This is a genomic window from Streptomyces sp. NPDC020747 (assembly GCF_044334695.1).
In the GTDB taxonomy this organism is placed as follows: domain Bacteria; phylum Actinomycetota; class Actinomycetes; order Streptomycetales; family Streptomycetaceae; genus Streptomyces.
The window spans coordinates 319,776-339,136 of the sequence record NZ_JBIRTJ010000008.1 but is presented as its reverse complement, the minus strand read 5'-3'; the positions used below and the strand labels follow the sequence as shown (position 1 = coordinate 339,136).

The window sequence follows — 19,361 nt, the reverse complement described above, 5'->3', positions numbered from 1 at the left end:
CGTCACCGACAACCGACAGCGCACCGACAGCACACCGACACCGGAGCACTGGCGGAAGCCGGTCGGCGGCGGGAACGGACGAGGTACGAAGTACGTCCGTTCCCGCCGCCGTCGGTCCTGAGCCGTGGGTTGTGGGTCGTGGGTTGTGGGTCGCTGGGTTCCGGGTCCTATTGGTGGGACGCGAGCAGGTCCCTGTCCCGGTCGGCCTCCGCCGGACCCGCCAGCCGGCGGGTCAGCTTCTCGCCCTCGACGTCGACGTGCGGCAGCGCCCGGTGCAGGAAGCGCGGCAGCCACCAGGCCGCGTGCTGGAGGACGGACATCGCCGCGGGCACCAGGCACATCCGGACGACGAACGCGTCGAGCAGGACGCCGACCGCCAGGGCCAGACCCATGCCCTTCGTGACCTGCATGTCGACGAAGACGAAGGACCCGAAGACGCTCACCATGATGACCGCGGCGGCGGTGACGACCTTCGAGCCGTGGCCGAAGCCGTCCACCATGGCCGCCACCGGAGCCTTGCCGCGCGAGTACTCCTCGCGCATCCGGGAGACGAGGAAGACCTCGTAGTCCATGGCGAGGCCGAACAGGATGCCGATCAGCAGGATCGGCAGGAAGCTGATGACGGTCGGGCTCGCCTGGGTGCCGAGCACGGAGGAGAGCCAGCCCCACTGCAGGACGGCGACCAGGACGCCCAGCGAGCCGCCGAGCGACAGCAGGAAGCCCAGCGCGGCCTTCAGCGGCACGGCGATCGAACGGAACACCAGGGTCAGCAGCAGGACCGCGAGACCCATGACCACCAGGCAGTAGACGGGCAGCGCCTCCGTGAGCTTCCTGGCCACGTCGATGCTCACCGCGGTGGAGCCGGTGACGTTGATCTCCGCGTCCGTGGACTTCTCGATGCCGTCACGGGCGGCCCGGATGTCGTGCAGCAACTGCTCGGTGCGCTCGTCCTGGGGACCGCTCCGCGGCACCACGCCGACCATGGCCGCGTTGCCGTTGCCGCTGAGCCTGGCGGGCGCGACCGAGGCGACGTCCGGCAGGCCGGCCGCGGCCTTGGCGATCTCCTTGGCGGCCGACTCGGTGGCCTTGGCCCCGTCGCCCTCGACCAGGATGACCAGCGTGCCGCTGTAGCCGGGGCCGAAGGCGTCGTCGGTCATCTTCTGCGCGCGGACGGCCTCCGCGTTGGTGCTGGGCAGCGACAGCCCGAGCCGCAGATCGGCGGCAGGCACCGCGAGCACCCCGAGGCCGACCACACCCAGCAGCAGGACGGCCCAGCGGCGCCGGTCCATCAGCCGCGCCCAGCGCACGCCCGCGCCGACCGCACCGGAGCGCTGCTTGTCCAGCGAGCGCTGCGCGGACCTGCGCAGCGCCGGGATCCGGCTGAAGGCGATGCGCGGGCCCAGCAGGCCCAGTACCGCGGGCAGCAGGGTGAGCGCCAGCAGCACCGCGACGACGACGGTGAGGGCGGCGCCGAGTCCCATGATCGCGAGGAACGGGATGCGTACGACGGTCAGGGCGGCGAGCGCGATGACCACCGTCGCCCCGGCGAACAGCACGGCCGAACCGGCGGTGCCCACGGCGAGGCCCGCGGACTCCTCCGGGTCCATGCCGTCCCTGACCTGCGTCTGGTGCCGGGAGACGATGAACAGCGCGTAGTCCACGCCGACGGCCAGGCCCAGCATCAGGGCGAGCATCAGCGCGGTGCTGTCCATGTCGACGACGCTGGTGAGCGTCAGCAGGGCCAGGACACCGATCGCCACCCCCACCATGGCCATGGCCAGCGGGACGACGGAGGCGCGCAGCGAGCGGAACACCAGGATCAGGACGATCAGGGTGATCAGCATGCCGACCGCTTCGCCGACACCACCGGCGGCCGTCTCCACGGGGTCGAAGGCCTGGCCGCCCAGGGCCACTGTCAGATCGCCGGAGCGTGCCTGTTCGGCCGCCGCCTCGATCTCCTCGACCGAGGACGCGCTGACATCGGCGGACTTCTCAGCGGTGAAGGTGACCTGGCCTATGCCGGTGCGGCCGTCGCGGGAGACGTTCCCCGCCGCGGCCGAGGGGGCGGTCACGGACTCCACGCCGGGGGTCTTCGCGATCCGGGCGGTGGCCGTGCGGACCGCGTCGCCCGCCGCGCCGGCGGTGACCGTCTCGCCCTGCGGCGCGCGGAACACGATCTTCCCGGTGATCCCGTCACCGCCGGAGGGGAACTCCCTGCCGAGGGCGTCGGAGGCCTTCTGGGCCTCGGTTCCCGGGATGCTGGTGGAGGAGGTGAACGGCTTCATCAGGGTGACGGCCGACGCGCCGAGGGCGCACAGCACGACGAGCCAGCCGATGATCACCGTCCATTTGCGCCGGTAGGAGAACCTCCCAAGGCGGTACAGGAACGTGGACAAGAGAACTCCCTGGAAGTGAGCGCGCAGACGGGAGGGCCCGACACACGTGGAGTGGAGACGACGCGGGGCCCGACACCGCGACGCTATGAGCCGTCCCGGCCCGTCAACGCGGTTCGGCCCCCTCCGGGACGCTTCTCACACGGAACTCCCATGGAAGGCGCCCTGACCGTCGGGCACCCTTGATCACGGGACGACGGCATGACATGCAGGGAGAGGCTTCACCGATGAATGACGAGGCGGCCGCCGACGCGGAGCCGGAGGTGCCGCGGGTGCGGGGGCGGCTGCTGGTGGTCGACGACGAACCGGCGATCGTGGACACCGTCGCCCGGTTCCTGCGGTTCGTCGGGTACGAGGTGCGCACCGCCGCCACCGGCCGCGAGGCGCTGACCCTGGCCCGGGAGTTCCTGCCCGACCTGGTGCTGCTCGACATCATGCTGCCGGACAGCGACGGCTTCGAGGTCCTCAGCAGGCTGCGCGCCGACGGCCTGCCGGTCGCGGTGGTCTTCCTCACCGCCCGCGACACGCGCAAGGATCTCGTACGGGGGCTCACCGCGGGCGGTGACGACTACATCACCAAGCCGTTCGGGCTCGACGAGGTCGCCGCCCGTATCGGTGCCGTCCTGCGCCGCACCCGGGCGCACCGCCCCAGCGACCCGACGCTCGGGGTCGCCGACCTCACCCTCGACACCCTGACCCACGAGGTTCGCCGGGCCGGCGCCCTCATCGACCTCTCCCCCACCGAGTTCCGGCTCCTGCGGTACCTGATGCTGCACCAGGGCAAGGTGATCACCCGGGCCCGGCTCCTGGAACACGTGTGGTCGTACGACTTCAACGGCGACGACACGGTGGTGGCCACCTACATCAGCTATCTGCGCCGCAAGATCGACGGCCACGGGGAACGGCTGATCCACACCCACCGCGGTGTCGGCTACAGCCTCAGGACCGCGGGGTGCTGAGGACCTGGTGGCGCGACCGGCCGCTGCGCACCCGGATCAGCATCCTGCTCATCGTCCTGTTCAACGGCGTGCTGACGGTCACGAGCATCGTGACGTTCTCCGCGCTGCGTTCCTCGCTGTACGAGGAACTCGACCATCGGCTGACCACGACGACCGCGGGCATGGCCACCGCCGACTCCGCCGGCGTCGAGATCGCGGGCAAGGACTCCACCGGGTACGGGTGGGTCAGGTTCGGCGGCGATCTGTACATCGCTCTCCTCAGCGGCGACGAACGCCCCCGTGGCCCGGGCCCGCGCTATCCGGACCCGCCGCCCGCCGCCGACACGCCGGTGACCGTATCGGCGGACACGTCGACAGGTCATGCGAAGTACCGGCTCGCCACCGCGCGGCTCACCGACGGACGGACGGCCGTGGCCGCCGTCGACACCGCCGCGACCGAGGCCGCGGTCCGCCGGGCCGTCCTCGTGGTCATCGCCGTCCAGTTGCTCGCCGATGTCATCCTGGCCGTGCTGGGAGTCCTGGTCGTACGGCGCTCGCTGCGCCCGTTGGAGGACGCCGCACGCACCGCGGACCGGGTCGCCGCCGGTGACTTCGCCCCACGCCTGGTCGACGCCCGCATCGCGCCGAGGACCGAGGTGGGCAGGCTCTCCGACGCCCTCAACCGGATGCTGGACCAGATCCACTCCGCGCTCGCCGCCCGCGACTCCTCGGAGGAGCGGCTGCGCCAGTTCGTCGCGGACGCCTCGCACGAACTGCGCACCCCCTTGCAGTCGATCCGCGGGTACGGCGAGCTCTACCAGCTCGGAGCCCTGCCGGACACCCAGTCGGTCGACGAGGCCATGGACCGCGTGGTGGCCGAGGTGCACCGGATGACGCGCCTCGTCGAATCGCTGCTCATGCTGGCGCGGTTCGACGAGGACGACCCGGCCGACCTCGAACCCGTCGACCTCAGCCGGGTGGTCTCCGAGTCCTGCCGGGACGCGGCGGCCGTCGAGCCGACCCGCCCCTGGGCAGTCACCGTGAGCGCCGACGTGACGGTATGGGGGGACGAAGCCCAACTGCGCGGAGTCGTGGCCAACTTGCTGGCCAACGTGCGCATGCACACGCCGCCCGAAGCCGCCTGCTCGGTCGAGTTGTCGGTGATGAGGTCGGTGGTGAAGGAGGACGCCGTCCTGCGTGTGCGCGACGAGGGCCCCGGCATCCCTGCCGAGGCCCTCCCCCATGTCTTCGACCGCTTCTACCGCGCCGACAAGAGCAGAAGCCGGGCACGCGGCGGCAGCGGACTCGGCCTCTCCATCGTCGCGGCCGTCGCCGACCTGCACGGCGGCACCGTCCGCGTCGAGAGCCCGCCCGGCGGGGGAACCCTGATCGAGGTGGTCCTGCCCGCCCGGTGAACGACGGCTCGCCCGACGCTCCCCTACGGGCGCATCGAGGTACCGCCGTCGACGCACAGCACCTGACCGGTGATCCACTCACCCAGGTCGGACAGCAGGAACGCCACCGTGGCACCGATGTCCTCGGGCTTGCCGTGCCGTGGCGCCGGCGTACCCGTGAGGATCATGTCGCGGAAGTCCTCGGGGAGGTTCAGCTTCGTCGCCTCCGTCATCACCAGGCCCGGCGCGACACAGTTCGCGCGTATCCCTTCCTTGCCGTACTTGCGGGCGACGTGCCGGGTCAGCGCGGTGACCCCGGCCTTGGTCACCGAGTACGCGACCTTGTCCGCCATACCGGCGTAGACGGCACCGGACACGGTGTTCACCACGGAGCCGCCACCGCCCGCCATCATGTAGGGCAGTGCGTGCTTGAGGGTCAGCAGATAGCCCGTCAGGTTGACGTCGATCGTGCGCTGCCAGGCGGCCAGGTCGATGTCGACGGCGTTGGTGTCCTTGGCGACCTCGTCCGGATGGATGTTGGCGGCCACGTTGAAGAGTCCGTCGATCCGCCCGTACTCCTTCACCGCCCGGTCGATCTGGCTCTTGACCTGGTCCTCGTCCGAGATGTCGACGACCATGGCGACGCCTTCTCCGCCGGCTTCACGGGCGGCGGCCAGCGTGGCCTCGGCCGAGGCCTCGACGACGTCGCTCACCACGATCGTTGCACCGCCGGCACCCAGGAACCCCGCTGTCGCGGTGGCGAGCCCACCCGCTCCGGCGAGGACTACGACCTTGTTCTCGAGGCCTTGCATCAGCTGTCTCCTTCAGGTTGAGCGTTACTACCTACGAAACGTACATGCGTGTACGGATAATTGCCAGTAGTCTGCGTCGCATGTCACAGGACGTCCAGCGCACGAAAAGACGAGACGCCACCCGCAATCGGGAGCGGCTGCTGGCGGCCGCCCGTCAGGCGTTCGCCGAGCACGGGCCCGACGTCGCCTTCGATGAGATCGCCCGCGCCGCCGACGTCAGCCGGACCACGATCTACCGCAACTTCGCCACCCGCCAGGAACTCGCGGCGACGGTCTACGAGGACAACGTCGCACGCATCGAGCAGCACGCCGCCGCCCTGGGCGAGCGCCCCGACGGCGTCATACGTCTCCTCGACTTCGTGCTCGACAGCCAGCGCGACAACCGCAGCCTGGCGCAGGTCCTGTCCGGCGCGGACGTCGACTGGCTGACCGGCCTGTCCGCCCGGACCGTGGCCGCGTTCCGGCCACACCTCGAACGTGGCCGCGAGGCCGGACTCGTCCGTCCCGACGTCGACGTCGAGGATCTGATGCTGGCCTTCCCCATGGCCGCCGGCGCCATGACGGACAACGACGTCGTCCACCGCGAGGAGTTGAACGACCGAGTCCACGCCATGCTGCACCGAGCGCTCTTCACCGACCGAGGACAACTCGGCTGACAACTGGCCACCATGCCCATGGGCCGCAGGTGTTCCGGCGCCCGCGCCGGAACACCCACCGAAGCCGGCACCGGAACATCCGATGCCGGCTCAGGCCATCAGGGGTGGGCGACGTCGGTCGTCAGCGCTTGCCCCACGCCGCCTCCAGGAACCGCCGGGCCTGGGCGACGAGGAGACCGTCCTCCGGGGCGTTGCCCCCGAACATCCCGTGCGGGGCCGCTTCGAAGACGTGCAGCTCGGCCTGGACACCGGCCGCGAGCAGCTTCCGGTGCATGCGAGCGGTGTCCGAGAGCAGGTAGTCACGGGTACCGCTGAACAGGATCGTGGGCGGCCAGTCGTCGCCGATCCGCCCGTAGAGCGGTGAGAGACCCGGATCCCTGAGGTCGTGGTCGCCCGTGTACAGCCTCACGTTGTTCATGAGCCCGAGGCCGTCGTCGGAAACGCCGTTGACCACGCTGTCGCCGGACAGGGTGAGATCAACGGCGGGCGAGTTCAGTACGGCCGCGCAGGGCATCGGCAGCCCCTCCTCCTGGAGCCGCAGGAGCAGGGCGGCGGTGAGGTTTCCACCGGCGGACACTCCGCCGACCGCGATCGAGGCCGGGTCGTGGCTCTCCAGGAGGGCGCGGTAGGCGTCGACGCAGTCGTCCAGCCCAGCGGGGAACGGGTGGTCGGGCGGCATGCGGTAGTCGACGCTCCACGTGGTGACTCCGTAGGCGCCAGCGACGAATCCCGTCGCCGCTCGGGTCGCCGCGCCGCCTCCGATCGTGAACGCCCCGCCGTGGATGCTGAGCAGGACGCGCCGGTCGTCGGGCGCGAGCCCCTCCGGGGTGCCGACCTGCACGACCGTGTTCGGCAGGTCGACGGTGTGGACCTCGACCGGAACGCCCGTGTTGACGGCGCCCGTGGTCGCGAGCCCGATGGCGTCGGCCAGCTCCGGCGTCGCGGTGAACGCGGCGATGGCACGCCACGCCTCGATGTCCTCCGGTTCGGGCGGGGGCGGCTGCGGGTTCGCCTTCAGCATGTCCACCCATGCCCGGGCCTCGGCACTCAGGCCGTACTCGGTGTCGTGTTCTGCCCGCTCTGTCATGTCGTCGGTCCCTTTCCGGATCGTGCGAGGTTGCCGAGCCAGGCCAGGCTCGGCTTCGGCTGCCGTTCGAAGGTCTCCCTGTCGACCGCGATGAGCCCGAACGTCGGCTCCCAGTGGCCCCACTCGTAGTTGTCGAGCGCGCTCCAGTGCAGGTAACCACGGACATCGACGCCGTCGTCCACGGCGGCGGACAGGTGCTGCAACGCCTCGGTCGTGTACGCGATGCGGCGGTTGTCGTCGTCCGTGGCGATGCCGTTCTCGGTGACGAGCACCGGGACGCCGCCGGTGACCTGCCACGCGTGGCGCACCGCCATCCCCAGGGAGTCCGGCCGGTACGCGGATCCGACGAGGGTGTTGTCGGGGTGCGGCGCGTGCGGCACGGGGCCGTTCGCGTCGACCTCCTGGGTGGAATAGGCCTGGACTCCGATGAAGTCGTCGTTCTTCGCGGCCTCCAGGTACAGGTCCTCCCGGACGTAGCGCTCCTCGATGAGCTTCGCCTCGTGCTCCGGCTTGGCGGTGAGCGCCTGGTTGGCGATCGTCCAGCCGACCTTGGCGTCGGTCCGCTCCTTGAGGATCTCGCGGGCCGCGTCGTGGGCGCGCGCGAGACGGCGTCCGACCTCCGGGTCAGGGGCGGGCAGCACCATCTGTACGTCGCCTTCGACCGTCGGGCTCTGCCAGTCGTCCTCGCCCGACTCGGTGGCCTTCATCATCGCGCCCATCATCGCCAGCATGTTCGGCTCGTTGATGGTGCAAACCCACTCGACCCCTTCCAGGATCGACGTCGCCGTGGTGACGTAGCTCGTGAAGCGCTCGATCGAGCGCTCGGTCATCCACGAGCCCTCGTCGGCGAACCACTTCGGGCTGGAGAAGTGGTGCAGCGTCACGACCGGTGTGAGCCCGAGCCCGATGGCCGTGTCGATCATGCGGCGGTAGTGCGCGAGTTCCGCCTTCGAGAAGTGGCCGGGGATCGGTTCGATGCGCGCCCACTCGATCCCGAAACGGTAGGCGTTCAGGCCGGCGTCGGCCAGCAGTCGCATGTCCTCGCCGTAGCGGTGGTAACTGTCGAGCACGTCACCGCTGAGCGCCATGCCGGGAGTGACCTGCTCCCGTGCCCACCAGTCACTGTTGACGTTGTTGCCTTCGACCTGGTGCGGAGCGGTGGACGCGCCCCACAAGAAGTCGGTGGGAAAACGGTTCATGGTCTCTCTTTTCGGGTCGAGCGGTCGATCGGTCGTTCTACGGGCGGCGGCATCCGGTCGGTCGGTCACTACTGCTGGTCGGTCACTGTTGTCGGTCGTGGGCGTCGAGCCACTCGCCCATCGCCTGGACACCCCGGCGGAAGCCGCGGCCCCGGGGGTGATTGAGGAATCCGTGCAGCGTCTTGTCGACGATCATGTGGTCGACCTCGACGCCGACTGCCCGCAGGTCGGACACGAACTGCTCCCCGGAGGCCCGAAGGGTGTCCCGGTCGGCGTCCAGCACGAGCGCCGACGGCAGTCCCGCGAGGTCGGACCCGGTGGGGAAGGCCGCCGCGAACAGACCCTTGTCGCCGACGTAGTTGAGGGTCATCCGGTCGTACGACTCCGGCGTGAAGGCGATCCGCTTGGCGATCCCGGTCAGCCGTGAGCGCACCGACTCGGGGAGCGGGGGCAGCGTGGAGTGGAATCCGCCGTACGCGAGCGCGAGCCCCAACGGCCTTACATCGGCGTTCTGTCGGAGGGCGACGGCGGCCGTGACCGCGAGGTTGGCCCCGGCGCTCGCCCCACCGATGAACAGTCGGCCGTCTCCTGATTCCGCCGATGCCACCTGGTCGACGATGGCGGCGACCACGTCGTCCGGCGCGGCCGGGTAGCGGCTGTCGGACGGTTCGAGCACGAGCGGTGAGCGGGCTGTGAGGTCGCGCAGTCCGAGTGTGGGGGCGAGGCGGTAGTCGACCGTGCGCACGGGTCGGCCGGTGCTCGCGATGGCCTTCGCGACCGCATGCGACTCCTTCTGGTCGAGGCCGCCGGACATCCATCCACCGCCGTGGATCCACAGCAGTGGCACGGCGCCGTCACGTGCGTCCTCCGGGAGGTAGTCGCGGATCGGGATCTCACCGCCCGGGCGCTTCACCGACTTGTCGATCGTGCGCACGGCGGTGCGGCGCGAGCGGGTCGCCGCCGTGTCAGGCACCGTCGTCCTCCTTGCCGGTCCGCAGGTGTTCGTGGACGAACGCCCTGACCTCGGCGCCCACTTCGGCCTCCTCGGGTGCGCCCCCGAAGAAGGCGGAGTGCGTCATGGCCTCGTGCACATGGAGTTGGGCGTCCACGCCGGCGCGGCGCAGCGCGCGATGGAAGCGCACGGTGTCGGACAGCAGCCCGTCGCGGGTGCCGGACCCGAGGAGGGTCGGCGGAAAGCCCGACAGGTCGCCGAACACCGGTGACAGGTAAGGGTCGCGAGGGTCCTGGCCGCGCGCGTAGTAGTCCATCAGCGTGCCCATGTGCCGGCCGATGATCGGGTCCAGACCGTCGAGCGTGTGCCAGGTGTCGCCGTCGCGCGTGAGATCGACCGACGGCGACCAGAGTGACATCGCGCCCGGCACCGGCAGTCCCTCGTCGCGGGCCCGGAGCACGGTCGCCGCCGCGAGGTTCGCGCCCGCGGAGGTGCCGGTGATCGCGATCAGCCGCGGATCCGTCTCCTTCAACAGTGCGCGGTAGACGGCGAGGCAGTCGTCGAGCGGGGCCGGATAGGGGTGGTCCGGTGCCATGCGGTAGTCGACGCCTCTGACGGGAAGTCCGAGGGTCCCCGCTTCGAGGACGGTCATCACCGCGGCCATTTCGCCGCCGCCCTGGATCCACCCGCCGCCGTGCAGCATGAGGACGACCCGCTTGTCGCTCTCGTCCCACCCGTGCGGCGTGGCCTGGTGGACGGGGACGTCACCGACGCGCCCGACCGTGAGGTCGACCCCGTAGTTGGCGGCCATGCCCTGCACAGCGCCGGGCGGAAGCATGGACAGCTCTTGCTCGATCTGGGCAGCGACACTGACTCGCCAGCCGGCCTCGTCCTGTGCGTCCGGGAAGGTCGTCCGCGGCATGTCGGCCAACTCGGCCAGCTTGCGCTGCGCCTCGGGGCTGATCGACCGGGGAACCGGCACCCGCCGCTCGGCGAGAACGACGTACGGACGCTCGCTGTCGTCGGTCATGTTCGTCATCTCCCTCTCCCCTAGAAGCCGTTGGCCGCGTTCGCGCGTGCGAGCACGTCGTCCACCATGCCCGGGGGAAGCGCCCCGCCCACGGTGGTGAGGAAGCGTCCGAACGGCAGCGAGTCCAGCATCGGTCCGTAGTCGGTGTCCTCGGCGCCCGAGAACTGCTCGAACATCGCCGCGAAGACCTCGTTGAAGGCGGGACCGGCGATGGGATCGCGCAGGACCTCGCCGATCGACGAGTCCGCTCCCAGTCGGTAACGCGCGATCTCCCCGACGAGTTCGACCGTGTCGGAGAGCCGGATGTCCCGGCTCGACGCGCCCGCCGCGACGCGGTACTCGCCGCCCTCGACGAGCCAGCCCTGGAGTTCCTCGTCCCAGTACTCGAACTCCCGCCTGGGCACGGTGACTTCGACCTCGCCGGACTGACCCGGTGCGAGGTCGACGGCCCCGAAGCCCACCAGCCACCGCGGTGCGCGTACGACCGTGGAGTCGTCCCGTGACGCGTAGAGCTGGACGATCTCGCGGCCTGCCCGCTCGCCGGTGTTGCGGACGGTGACGCGTACGTTCACGGTGTCGCCCTCCGCCTCCAGCGCGAGCGACTCGTACGCGAAGGTCGTGTAGGACAGGCCGTGCCCGAACGGGAACGTGACGTCGATCGAGCGTGCGTCGTACCAGCGGTAGCCCACGTGGATGCCCTCGCCGTAGCGCACGTGCATCCGCTCGCCGGGGAAGTTGGTGAAGGACGGCGTGTCTTCGAGTCGGTCGGGGACCGTCTCCGTGAGGCGTCCGGAAGGGTTGACGATGCCGAACAGGACGTCCGCGAGCGCGCTGCCGCCGGCCTGGCCGAGCAGTGCGCCGTCGAGGATGGCCGACGGCCCGGCGACGACGGGCGCGAGGCGGACGACGCCGCCGTGCGAGAGCACCACGACGGTACGCGGCTGTGCGGCGACCACCGCCGCGAGCAGTTCGAGCTGGTCGGCGGGCAGTTCGATGTCGGTGCGGTCTACGCCTTCGGTCTCCTGGCTGTCGAACAGGCCCAGGAAGACGACGGCCACGTCCGCGTCCGTCGCCGCCCGCACCGCGTCCGCCCGCAGCGCCGCCGGGTCCGCCACCGTCTCCTTGTCGGACGGCTTGTCGGACGCGAAGCCCGCGGAGTAGGACACCTCGGCGTGCGGGGCGCGGGCGAGGATCTCGTCCAGTGCCACGTCGACCCGGATCGCGTTCACATGCGAGCTGCCGCCGCCCTGGTAGCGCGGCCGGGCGGCGAACTCACCGATGACGGCGAGGCGTTGGGTGGGATCGAGGGGAAGGAGACCCTGGTCGTCGCGGAGCAGCACGATCGCTCGTGAGGCGACTTCGCGGGCGAGGTCGTGGTGGTCCTCGGTGTCCCATGTGGTCTCCGGGCGTCGCCCCTCCACTGCCTGGCGGGCGAGGCGGGTGACACGGGCGGCGGCCAACGTGACGACGTCGGGGGCGAGACTCCCGTCGCCCACCGCGGCGACCACCTTGGCGTCGTCGAAACCGTCGTTGCCGGGCATCTGGAGGTCGAGGCCGGCTTCAACCGCCGCCACCCGGTCGGCCACGGCGCCCCAGTCGGAGACGACCAGCCCCTCGAAGCCCCACTGCTCACGCAGCACCTCCGTGAGCAACCAGCGGTTCTGGGACGCGTGCACGCCGTTGACGCGGTTGTAGGAGCACATCACCGTCCACGGCTGCGCCTCCTCGACCACCTTCTGGAACGCGCGGAGGTAGATCTCCCGCAGCGGGCGCGGATCGATGTCGGCGCTCACCCGCATCCGGTCGGTCTCCTGGTTGTTCGCGGCGAAGTGCTTGAGCGAGGCGCCGACGCCCATGCTCTGCAGGCCGGACACCCATGCGGAGCCGAGGGCTCCCGAGACGAGCGGGTCCTCCGAGAAGTACTCGAAGTTCCGTCCTCCTCGGGGATCACGCTTGATGTTCACGCCCGGCCCCAGCAGGACGTGGACCCCCGCGGCCTGGCTTTCGCGGCCGAGTGCCTCGCCCACCCGGAACGCCAGGGCGGGGTCCCAGGTCTGGCTCAGGGCCACCGCCGGCGGGAAGCAGGTCGCCGGGAGACTGCCCGAGAGCGCCAGGTGGTCGGTGGCGCCCTCCTGCTTGCGAAGCCCGTGCGGGCCGTCCGTCATCAGGATCGACGGGACGCCGTCGGCTGCGGTGGTGGTCCAGAAGTCCGCCCCGCTGCCGAGAGCGGCCTTCTGCTCGATGGTCAGTTCGTCAAGCGTGGGTGCGATGTCAGACATGGGTCCCTTAAAGGCCGGTCAGTGAATGAGGAGAAGAGGAGGAGAGGAGAAGTGGCAGCGGCTCAGCGTCTGCGGACGGGCAGGATGGCGATCGCGGCAAGAGCGACCAGCGCGAGCGCGGCCACCCATACGAATCGGTATCCGCCGGTGACCGACACGACCGCTCCGGCGAGGGCCGGACCGAGCGACTGGCCCAGGTTGGTGGCGAGGCCCGCCACACCGAGGTCACGCCCGGCGGCACTCGGGTCCGGCAGTACGTCGACGACCAGCGCCTGATCGACCGGTATGTAGATGCCGAAGGCGAATCCGGCGACGATGGCCTGGATGAACAGGGCGGGGACCGTCGGCGAGAGCAGCGGGATGGCCATGGACAACGCCATGAGAACCGAAGCCACGAAGACGAAGGACTTCCGGCGGTTCAACCGGTCGGAGAGCGGGCCGGCGACGAGGATCGCGATCACGGTGGAAGGCAGTGCCGCCAGGGCGAACAGGGGGACGAGCTTGGTGGCTTCGTCCACGCTGAGGGCGGGTTCCACATAGCTCTGGAGCATGTACAGGCCGAGGGCCCCGGACACTCCGTACCCGAAGGTGAGCAGGATGCGAGCCACCCAGACCCACCGGTAGTCCCGATTGCGTACCGCGTACGTGAACCCGAGAAGGAACGACTTCCACTCGAAGACCGGCACGTGCAGATCCAGCGAGGGGCCGTCCTTCACCCGCCACGCGAAGAGCACGACACACACCACGACGAGTGCGGCGAAGACGAAGTAGCTGTTCAGGCCGAGTGCCGAGAGGGCGGCGCCTGCACCGACGCTGCCGATCACGCCGCCCAGGAACGAGCCGAAGCCGCCGATCGCCGACATGCTGCCACGCCGGGTCTCCGGAATACGGTCGGCGAGTGTCGCCCCCAGCGGGGAGACCGCGGCGTTCAGCGCCACCGAGGCGATGACCCACAGCACGACGAGGATGGCCACGGAAGGTGCGAAGCGGACCCCGACGAGGAATCCGGCGCCGACGAACGCGCCCACGAGAACCCATGGGGCGCGACGACCGAATCGACTGCGGGTCCGGTCGGAGAAGACACCGATCAGCGGCTGCGCGATCATCGTCGCGATCAGGCCGACGGATGCGACCAACGCCAGGGACTGCGCCCGACTGGCATCGAAATCGGCCAGGATCCCCAGCAGCCGGCTCTGCTCCGGCGTGGCCGTCGCCGTACCCGCCGCGATGGCGTTCTTGAGCGTCGTCAGTTTCTGGAGGTCTGCGCCGGCATCGCGGCCCGTGAAGAACTTCGCGAACTCCAGGGTCTGAACCTGGTTGGGGAGCAGCAGAGCGCCGACTCCACCCCAGATGCTGGAGAAGGCCGCGAGCGTGAGTCCGTACCACAGCGCATAGCGTCGAAGGGCGCGACCACGAAGGTACTTCGGGGAGGTGCCGGGCTCGGTGGGGGCGAGTACCTCGGCGGCTGAGGCGGGGTCCGCGGGGGCCGGATCACTGTCGGGGGCGTCAGTGATGGAAGGCGCTGTCATGAGGTACCCCGATCGCTCGTCACTGAACGAAGCAGTTCCGCCTGATGCTCGGAATCAACTGGTCGAACGACGGCTCAGTCGCCGTCGGCAGCAAAACAGTAAGTCTTACGGTTTCTTCCCGCAAGGACTATCGGCGTCGAGTAATCTCGGGACATGACCCGTCGCTCGTACCCCAAGGGGCTGGCCAAGCGCGAGGAGATCCTCGCCACCGCCCTCGAAGTGATCGCCGAACACGGATTCAGTGGAGCCACTCTGCGTGAGCTCGCAGATGCGTCGAACCTCAGCATCACCGGACTCGTCCACCACTTCGGCACCAAGGAACAGCTGTTCACCGAGGTGCTCCGCCGACGCGACGAGATCGACGCGGACGCCTACGACACGGACAAGCTTCCGGAGACGTCGACGGCCATGATCGAGCGCCTCGCCGGACTGGTCGATCGCAACGCCACGGTGCCGGGCCTGGTGACGCTGTACTCGAACCTCTCGGCGGACGCCACAGCTCCCGAGCACCCGGCTCACGAGTACTTCCGGGAGCGCTACGACCAGAGCCGGAACCTCGGTCGGCACTCCTTGAGCCACCTACAGGACCGCGGAGAGCTCCCCGCGGGGATGGACGCCGACGATCTCGCCCAGTTGATGATCGCCGCGATGGACGGCCTTCAGCTGCTCTGGCAGTACGACAAGAGCATCGACATGACCCGCGGACTCAGGGCCCTCGGCGCCCTGTTGGAGCTCGCAGGCGAATGCGGGCGCAACGCCGACGAGTGAACCGCTTGCCCAAGTCCGGCTGTCCCAGGGGGAGTTCTACGTCCGCACCGTGGGCGAGATCACCGAGCCGACCCGCAGGCGGCTGCTGATGGGAAGTCAGCAGCCGCCTGCGGGTGGGGGATCGTGCACCACCGGCCGTCCGTTCGACTTCACCGGTGGGCGGGTTAGCGGGTCACTTGGGGTGGACGCCGGCGTTCTTCATGACTCGTTCGGCGCCGCGGGGCCAGTTGTCGTCGCTGACGACGACCGTGCCGGTCACCCTGTTGCCGCGCACTCCGTCGGTGAGGCTGATGGAGGCGTTGCTCGTCCAGTTGTCCGTCACCGTGAGCGCGCCCGTGTTGTTGGTGGCGTTGGAGTTCTCGTGGTCCCAGTCGCCGGTGTCGCGGAAGACGTTGTTGACGTCGGTGTAGTCGCGTGACCCTTCGTCGTGGTAGATGCCGTAGTGGCCGTTGTTGTCGGCGCAGTAGTTCCGGTCGATGAGGGTGCCCGGCGCGGCGGAGAGGGTGTAGATGCAGGCGCCGTCGTCCATCGTCCGCATCACGTCGTGCAGGTGGTTGCCCGTGACCCTGACGTTCTTCAGGGTGGTGGGGGTGGAGTACACGGGCTGGAAGTCGTACAGCCCGCGGTTGACGTAGTCCTGGCTGCCCCCGGGGTCGTTGGTGCCCCAGCCGTAGCCGATCGCGATGCCGGTGTAGGGCATGTCGTAGATCTCGTTGTGGGAGACCGTGGCGTTGGTGGCATAGGTGACCAGCACGGCCGTCATGTCCCGGTAGTCCAGCGCGAGATCGTGCATCACGTTGTTGCTGATCGTGATGTTCCGGTTGGTCATGCGGCTGTCGCTGGGGTGGTGGGCGTCGGCCTGGACACCGCCGACCACGACCCCGCCGCCCGCGCCCTGGGTGAAGACGTTGCCGGTCACACTGATGGTGTCGGCGCCGAGTCCCACTCCCGTGGTGTGCGCGTTGGCGTCGTTGCCGATGCCGAGGGCCACCTGGCCGAGCTGGGTGAACCGGTTGCCGGTGAAGCTGATGTGGGAGGCGGCGGACACCTGGACGGCGGCCGGCATCTGGTGCCAGTGGGGACGGGTCGCCTCGAAGAGCTTGCAGCCGTACTGGCAGGAGTCCAGCGCGTCCGACGGGCGGTCCCAGGCGCCGTGGATGAACGCGCCGGTCTGCTGGTTGGCGTACCCCTGGCCGGTGGACGGCTGCAGCCAGCTGGTGTGCGAGAACTGCAGGCCGGAGAAGGTGATGTGAGTCGCCGGGGCCTGGTAGGTGCCGCCGATGGAGAGGAGCGACTCGAGCCTCGGCATCTCCACGTCGGCGGTGGACATGTTCTGCCCGGGGAGGGGCTTGTAGTACAGGGTTCCGGTGCGGGTGTTCAGGTACCACTCCCCCGCCGAGTCGAGGAGTTCATACGCGTTCTCGATGTACAGCGGCCCCTTGCGGAAGGGGTTGCCGATGGTGTCGTAGCCGAAGGTGTTGTTGTTCCAGGCCGGCTGCTTCATGGTGATGACGCCGTCGCGGATGCCCGCCACCGGTGAGTACCGGTTGGTGAAGGAGCCCAGGGCGTCGATCTCGGTACGGCCGGGATCGGCCAGGCTGTTGAGGTACTTCAGCGCGTCACTGGTGAAGGTGTAGCCGTTGGCGTCGGAGGTCAGGTCGGCGCGGTCCAGCTGGGTGCGGGCGCGGGTGGCCTGGACGCCGTCTACGTACAGCTGCCGGATGTCGAACCCGGTGCCGACCTTGGCCTTCCAGATGTTCTTGGCGGAGTCCTGCCGTGTCCATCCGGTGGCCTTCCGCGCCCCGGAGATGACAGGGCGGGCACCCGGCGCGGCCTGCCAGACGACTCTGTGCCCGTTGGTGCCCGAGTCGGCCCGGGTGAAGGTCAGCGGCGCGGCCAACCGGTAGGTGCCGCCTGCGAGTCGGACGACGATGTCGGCCCTCATGTGCGCGTTGAGGGTCCGTACTTTCGCCTTGGCCTGAGTGATCGAACAGGGGTGGGCCACTGAACAGGCGGTGCCCTGGCCGTCCGGTGAGACGTAGAGGGTCGTCGCCCGCGCGGCGAAGGCCGGCGTCGCCTGGGCCAGCACCGTCGCGGTCACCGCGGCGAGGGCCGTGACCCCGGTCAGGCAGGCTCTGCTCAACCGGTCCTGCGGCGAGGTGAATGAACGAATGAACCGCACGTGGCACCTTCCAGTGACGGAGACGAAGTGCGGTTACATTAGTCGTCATACGAATGTCGGCAATAGATACTACGCGGTAACTTAAGAGGTGTCGGCCGCTACTCCGTCGGCCGACGGCCGGCCGGTGAGCGGCGGCGCTGCCAGGCATCCTCGATGTGCGACGTCATGGCCTGCGCGGCCCCCTTGGGATCCCGGGCGACCAGGCACTCCATCAGCTGCCGGTGCTCCACGTTGGCCAGTTCACAGGCTCGGACGTCGGGCGCGCCACTGTAGAGGGAAGTGGTCCGCGCCTGAGTGTGGACGCTGCGGACGATCGAACTCGCGAGGCGGTTCCGCGACGCCTCCATGATCCGGCCGTGGAAGACGAGATCCGTCTCGATGAAGCTGTACGGAGCCGTGGTCTCCGTATCCAGCCGGACGAGCAGTTCCTCGATGCCACGGAGATCCTCCTCCGTCGCCAGGACCGCCGCCTGGGCGGCCATCTGGGACTCCAGCGCCGACCGCACGCCGACGAGCTGGTCGAGAACCACGAGCTGGTCGTCATGCTGGAAGGTGGCGGCCAGCACGACGGGATCCAGCAGGTTCCAGTCCTCCGGCGGGGTGACCGTGGTGCCGGAACCCTGCCTGGCGCGGACCAGCCCTTTCGCCTCCAGGGCCTTGACCGCCTCACGGACGGTCGTGCGGCTGACCCCGAAGGTCTCGCACAGCTCGGGCTCGATGGGCAGCGCCGAGCCCGGAGGGAAGTGGCCCGCCACGATCCGGTCGGCGAGCGCCTCCACGACGGCGTACGCAAGCCGGGCGGGCCGCCTGAGCCAGGGCTGCAGCGCGGGCGGACCCCCGCCGCTGTCCGTGCCCGTCTCCGTCATGGTGACCGCCCCCTCCGCTCCGATGTGTGCCCGCATTCTAACCGCCAATGGCTTGACGACATTCGTATGACGACTTACGTTATCGAGGCATTTTCAGCTTCTCTGTGAGGTGGGACACCGTGCGCATCACCGATGTCGCCAGCTATCCGATCCGTGTCCCCGCCGCCGACCCGCCGTTCGTCTGGCGGGACGGCCTTCGGGGCAGCCCGCCGGAGGGCGAGGCCGCCGTACTGCACATCCGTACCGACGACGGGGTCGACGGTGTGGCGATGAGCCCGCGGCGCGGCTCCGCCGTCATGCTGGCGGACCTGCTGGACCGCGTGCTGCGCGAGGAGTTGCTGGGCCAGGATCCGCTGCGCCGCGAATGGCTCTGGCACCGGATGTGGGAACTGGACCGCATCGAGGAACTGCCGCTGTATCTGCTCGGTCTGGTCGACACGGCACTGTGGGATCTGGCTGGGCGGCTCGCCGGTCGGCCCACCTGGGAGGTGCTGGGCGGCTACCGCACCTCCATCCCCGCGTACGCCTCCACCGTCACCTACTCCTCCGTCGCGGAGTACCTGGACATCGCCGACCAGGCGCTGGAGCTCGGCTACCCGGCCATCAAGCTGCACGCCTGGGGCGACGCGCGGCGCGACGCCAAGCTGTCCGTGGCGCTGCGCGAGCATGTGGGCGACGACGTCCCCTTGATGTTCGACGGCTCCGCGGGCTTCGATCTGCCCGACGCCGTCCATCTCGGCCACGCCCTCTCCGATGCCGGCTATCTCTGGTACGAGGAGCCGATGCGCGAGTTCAGCGTCACCGCGTACCAGCGCCTGGCGAACGCGGTACGGGTGCCCCTGCTCGTCGCCGAGACCTCGGACGGGGCGCACATGAACTCCGCGGACTTCATCCAGGCGGGCGCCGCCACCTTCGGCGTCCGTGCCTCCACCCAGCTGCGGGGCGGCTTCACCGGCGCCATGCGCACCGCCCACCTCGCCGACGCCTTCCGGCTGCGCGCCGAGGTGCACGGACCCGAGATCCCCAACCGGCACCTGTGCATGGCGATTTCCAACACCACGTACTACGAGTCCCTGGTGATGGGGAACCCCATCAGCCGCGAGAGCGGCATCGACGCCGCCGGCATGGTCCACGCCCCCTCCGGTCCCGGCGTCGCGCTGCCCGCCGGACTCAAGTACCCGTCCGTACTCCAGCAGTACGTCGACGCGGAGACGGTCACCCCGCCCAAGGCATGACCACAGGGCGTCCCCGCCCACGTCCCCTCAACTCCTCTGCT

At 69.7% G+C, this 19,361-nt stretch carries 15 protein-coding genes; 5 read left to right on the top strand and 10 right to left on the bottom strand.

The genetic code is table 11. The features are described 5' to 3' along the window. Positions 1-167 precede the first annotated feature (167 nt). A complete protein-coding gene (locus ACH4YP_RS22895; RefSeq protein ID WP_361054298.1) occupies positions 168-2,396 on the bottom strand; it encodes an MMPL family transporter in 2,229 nt (742 codons plus the stop codon). 224 nt (positions 2,397-2,620) lie between these two features. Here ACH4YP_RS22895 and ACH4YP_RS22890 point away from each other — a divergent pair, with 224 nt between their 5' ends. Together ACH4YP_RS22890 and ACH4YP_RS22885 are read left to right on the top strand one after the other, a co-directional pair. Then, entirely contained in the window at positions 2,621-3,352 is a 732-nt protein-coding gene (locus ACH4YP_RS22890; RefSeq protein ID WP_361054295.1) for a response regulator transcription factor, read from the top strand. Beyond that, positions 3,346-4,746, top strand: a complete 1,401-nt coding sequence (locus ACH4YP_RS22885; protein WP_361054292.1) for a HAMP domain-containing sensor histidine kinase — start codon at positions 3,346-3,348, stop codon at positions 4,744-4,746. The genes ACH4YP_RS22890 and ACH4YP_RS22885 overlap by 7 nt, the downstream gene beginning before the upstream one ends. A 23-nt stretch (positions 4,747-4,769) precedes the next feature. On the opposite strand, the gene ACH4YP_RS22880 is transcribed toward ACH4YP_RS22885, so the two are convergent. Then, on the bottom strand, positions 4,770-5,537 hold the full coding sequence (locus tag ACH4YP_RS22880) for an SDR family NAD(P)-dependent oxidoreductase (RefSeq protein ID WP_361054289.1): 768 nt from the start codon (positions 5,535-5,537) through the stop codon (positions 4,770-4,772). Between the two features lie 80 nt (positions 5,538-5,617). On the opposite strand from ACH4YP_RS22880, the gene ACH4YP_RS22875 reads away from it, so the two are divergent. Beyond that, positions 5,618-6,193: a helix-turn-helix domain-containing protein gene (locus ACH4YP_RS22875; RefSeq protein WP_361054286.1), complete on the top strand. Its 576-nt coding sequence runs from the start codon at positions 5,618-5,620 to the stop codon at positions 6,191-6,193. A 121-nt stretch (positions 6,194-6,314) separates the two neighbouring features. On the opposite strand, the gene ACH4YP_RS22870 is transcribed toward ACH4YP_RS22875, so the two are convergent. From ACH4YP_RS22870 to ACH4YP_RS22845, 6 genes are all read right to left on the bottom strand, one after another. Then, a complete protein-coding gene (locus tag ACH4YP_RS22870) occupies positions 6,315-7,280 on the bottom strand; it encodes an alpha/beta hydrolase (protein WP_361054284.1) in 966 nt (321 codons plus the stop codon). Further along, the gene (locus ACH4YP_RS22865; protein WP_398492114.1) at positions 7,277-8,479 is read right to left on the bottom strand and encodes a family 1 glycosylhydrolase; all 1,203 of its coding nucleotides are present in this window, start codon (positions 8,477-8,479) and stop codon (positions 7,277-7,279) included. Before ACH4YP_RS22865 ends, ACH4YP_RS22870 begins: the two co-directional genes overlap by 4 nt. An 82-nt stretch (positions 8,480-8,561) precedes the next feature. Continuing rightward, positions 8,562-9,452, bottom strand: coding sequence for an alpha/beta hydrolase fold domain-containing protein (locus ACH4YP_RS22860; RefSeq protein WP_361054278.1), 891 nt, complete (start codon positions 9,450-9,452; stop codon positions 8,562-8,564). Next, positions 9,445-10,470 carry an alpha/beta hydrolase gene (locus tag ACH4YP_RS22855; protein WP_398492112.1) on the bottom strand — a complete coding sequence of 342 codons (1,026 nt, stop codon included), beginning with the start codon at positions 10,468-10,470 and terminating at the stop codon, positions 9,445-9,447. Before ACH4YP_RS22855 ends, ACH4YP_RS22860 begins: the two co-directional genes overlap by 8 nt. An 11-nt stretch (positions 10,471-10,481) precedes the next feature. Beyond that, the gene (locus ACH4YP_RS22850) at positions 10,482-12,740 is read right to left on the bottom strand and encodes a glycoside hydrolase family 3 C-terminal domain-containing protein (protein ID WP_398492110.1); all 2,259 of its coding nucleotides are present in this window, start codon (positions 12,738-12,740) and stop codon (positions 10,482-10,484) included. Between the two features lie 62 nt (positions 12,741-12,802). Then, positions 12,803-14,269 carry an MFS transporter gene (locus ACH4YP_RS22845; RefSeq protein WP_361054269.1) on the bottom strand — a complete coding sequence of 489 codons (1,467 nt, stop codon included), beginning with the start codon at positions 14,267-14,269 and terminating at the stop codon, positions 12,803-12,805. Positions 14,270-14,422: 153 nt separating this feature from the next. Between ACH4YP_RS22845 and ACH4YP_RS22840 the strand changes: the two genes are divergently transcribed. Further along, positions 14,423-15,037 (top strand): helix-turn-helix domain-containing protein, encoded by a 615-nt coding sequence (locus ACH4YP_RS22840; RefSeq protein WP_361054266.1) that lies wholly within the window; start codon positions 14,423-14,425, stop codon positions 15,035-15,037. 172 nt (positions 15,038-15,209) lie between these two features. Here ACH4YP_RS22840 and ACH4YP_RS22835 read toward each other — a convergent pair whose 3' ends face one another. Both ACH4YP_RS22835 and ACH4YP_RS22830 read right to left on the bottom strand, forming a co-directional pair. Continuing rightward, a complete protein-coding gene (locus tag ACH4YP_RS22835; RefSeq protein WP_361054263.1) occupies positions 15,210-17,219 on the bottom strand; it encodes a right-handed parallel beta-helix repeat-containing protein in 2,010 nt (669 codons plus the stop codon). Positions 17,220-17,317: 98 nt separating this feature from the next. Next, positions 17,318-18,085, bottom strand: coding sequence for a FadR/GntR family transcriptional regulator (locus ACH4YP_RS22830; protein ID WP_361054260.1), 768 nt, complete (start codon positions 18,083-18,085; stop codon positions 17,318-17,320). A gap of 119 nt (positions 18,086-18,204) precedes the next feature. Between ACH4YP_RS22830 and ACH4YP_RS22825 the strand changes: the two genes are divergently transcribed. Further along, complete coding sequence (locus ACH4YP_RS22825; RefSeq protein ID WP_361054257.1) at positions 18,205-19,320, top strand: enolase C-terminal domain-like protein; 1,116 nt, start codon at positions 18,205-18,207, stop codon at positions 19,318-19,320. The last annotated feature ends 41 nt before the right edge of the window (positions 19,321-19,361 follow it).

Bases quoted from the DNA above. Each gene is read 5' to 3' on its own strand.
- ACH4YP_RS22890 (WP_361054295.1), top strand. From the start codon at position 2,621: ATGAATGACGAGGCGGCCGCCGACGCGGAGCCGGAGGTGCCGCGGGTG.
- ACH4YP_RS22880 (WP_361054289.1), bottom strand. From the start codon at position 5,537: ATGCAAGGCCTCGAGAACAAGGTCGTAGTCCTCGCCGGAGCGGGTGGG.
- ACH4YP_RS22875 (WP_361054286.1), top strand. From the start codon at position 5,618: ATGTCACAGGACGTCCAGCGCACGAAAAGACGAGACGCCACCCGCAAT.
- ACH4YP_RS22870 (WP_361054284.1), bottom strand. From the start codon at position 7,280: ATGACAGAGCGGGCAGAACACGACACCGAGTACGGCCTGAGTGCCGAG.
- ACH4YP_RS22865 (WP_398492114.1), bottom strand. From the start codon at position 8,479: ATGAACCGTTTTCCCACCGACTTCTTGTGGGGCGCGTCCACCGCTCCG.
- ACH4YP_RS22855 (WP_398492112.1), bottom strand. From the start codon at position 10,470: ATGACGAACATGACCGACGACAGCGAGCGTCCGTACGTCGTTCTCGCC.
- ACH4YP_RS22850 (WP_398492110.1), bottom strand. From the start codon at position 12,740: ATGTCTGACATCGCACCCACGCTTGACGAACTGACCATCGAGCAGAAG.
- ACH4YP_RS22845 (WP_361054269.1), bottom strand. From the start codon at position 14,269: ATGACAGCGCCTTCCATCACTGACGCCCCCGACAGTGATCCGGCCCCC.
- ACH4YP_RS22840 (WP_361054266.1), top strand. From the start codon at position 14,423: ATGACCCGTCGCTCGTACCCCAAGGGGCTGGCCAAGCGCGAGGAGATC.
- ACH4YP_RS22830 (WP_361054260.1), bottom strand. From the start codon at position 18,085: ATGACGGAGACGGGCACGGACAGCGGCGGGGGTCCGCCCGCGCTGCAG.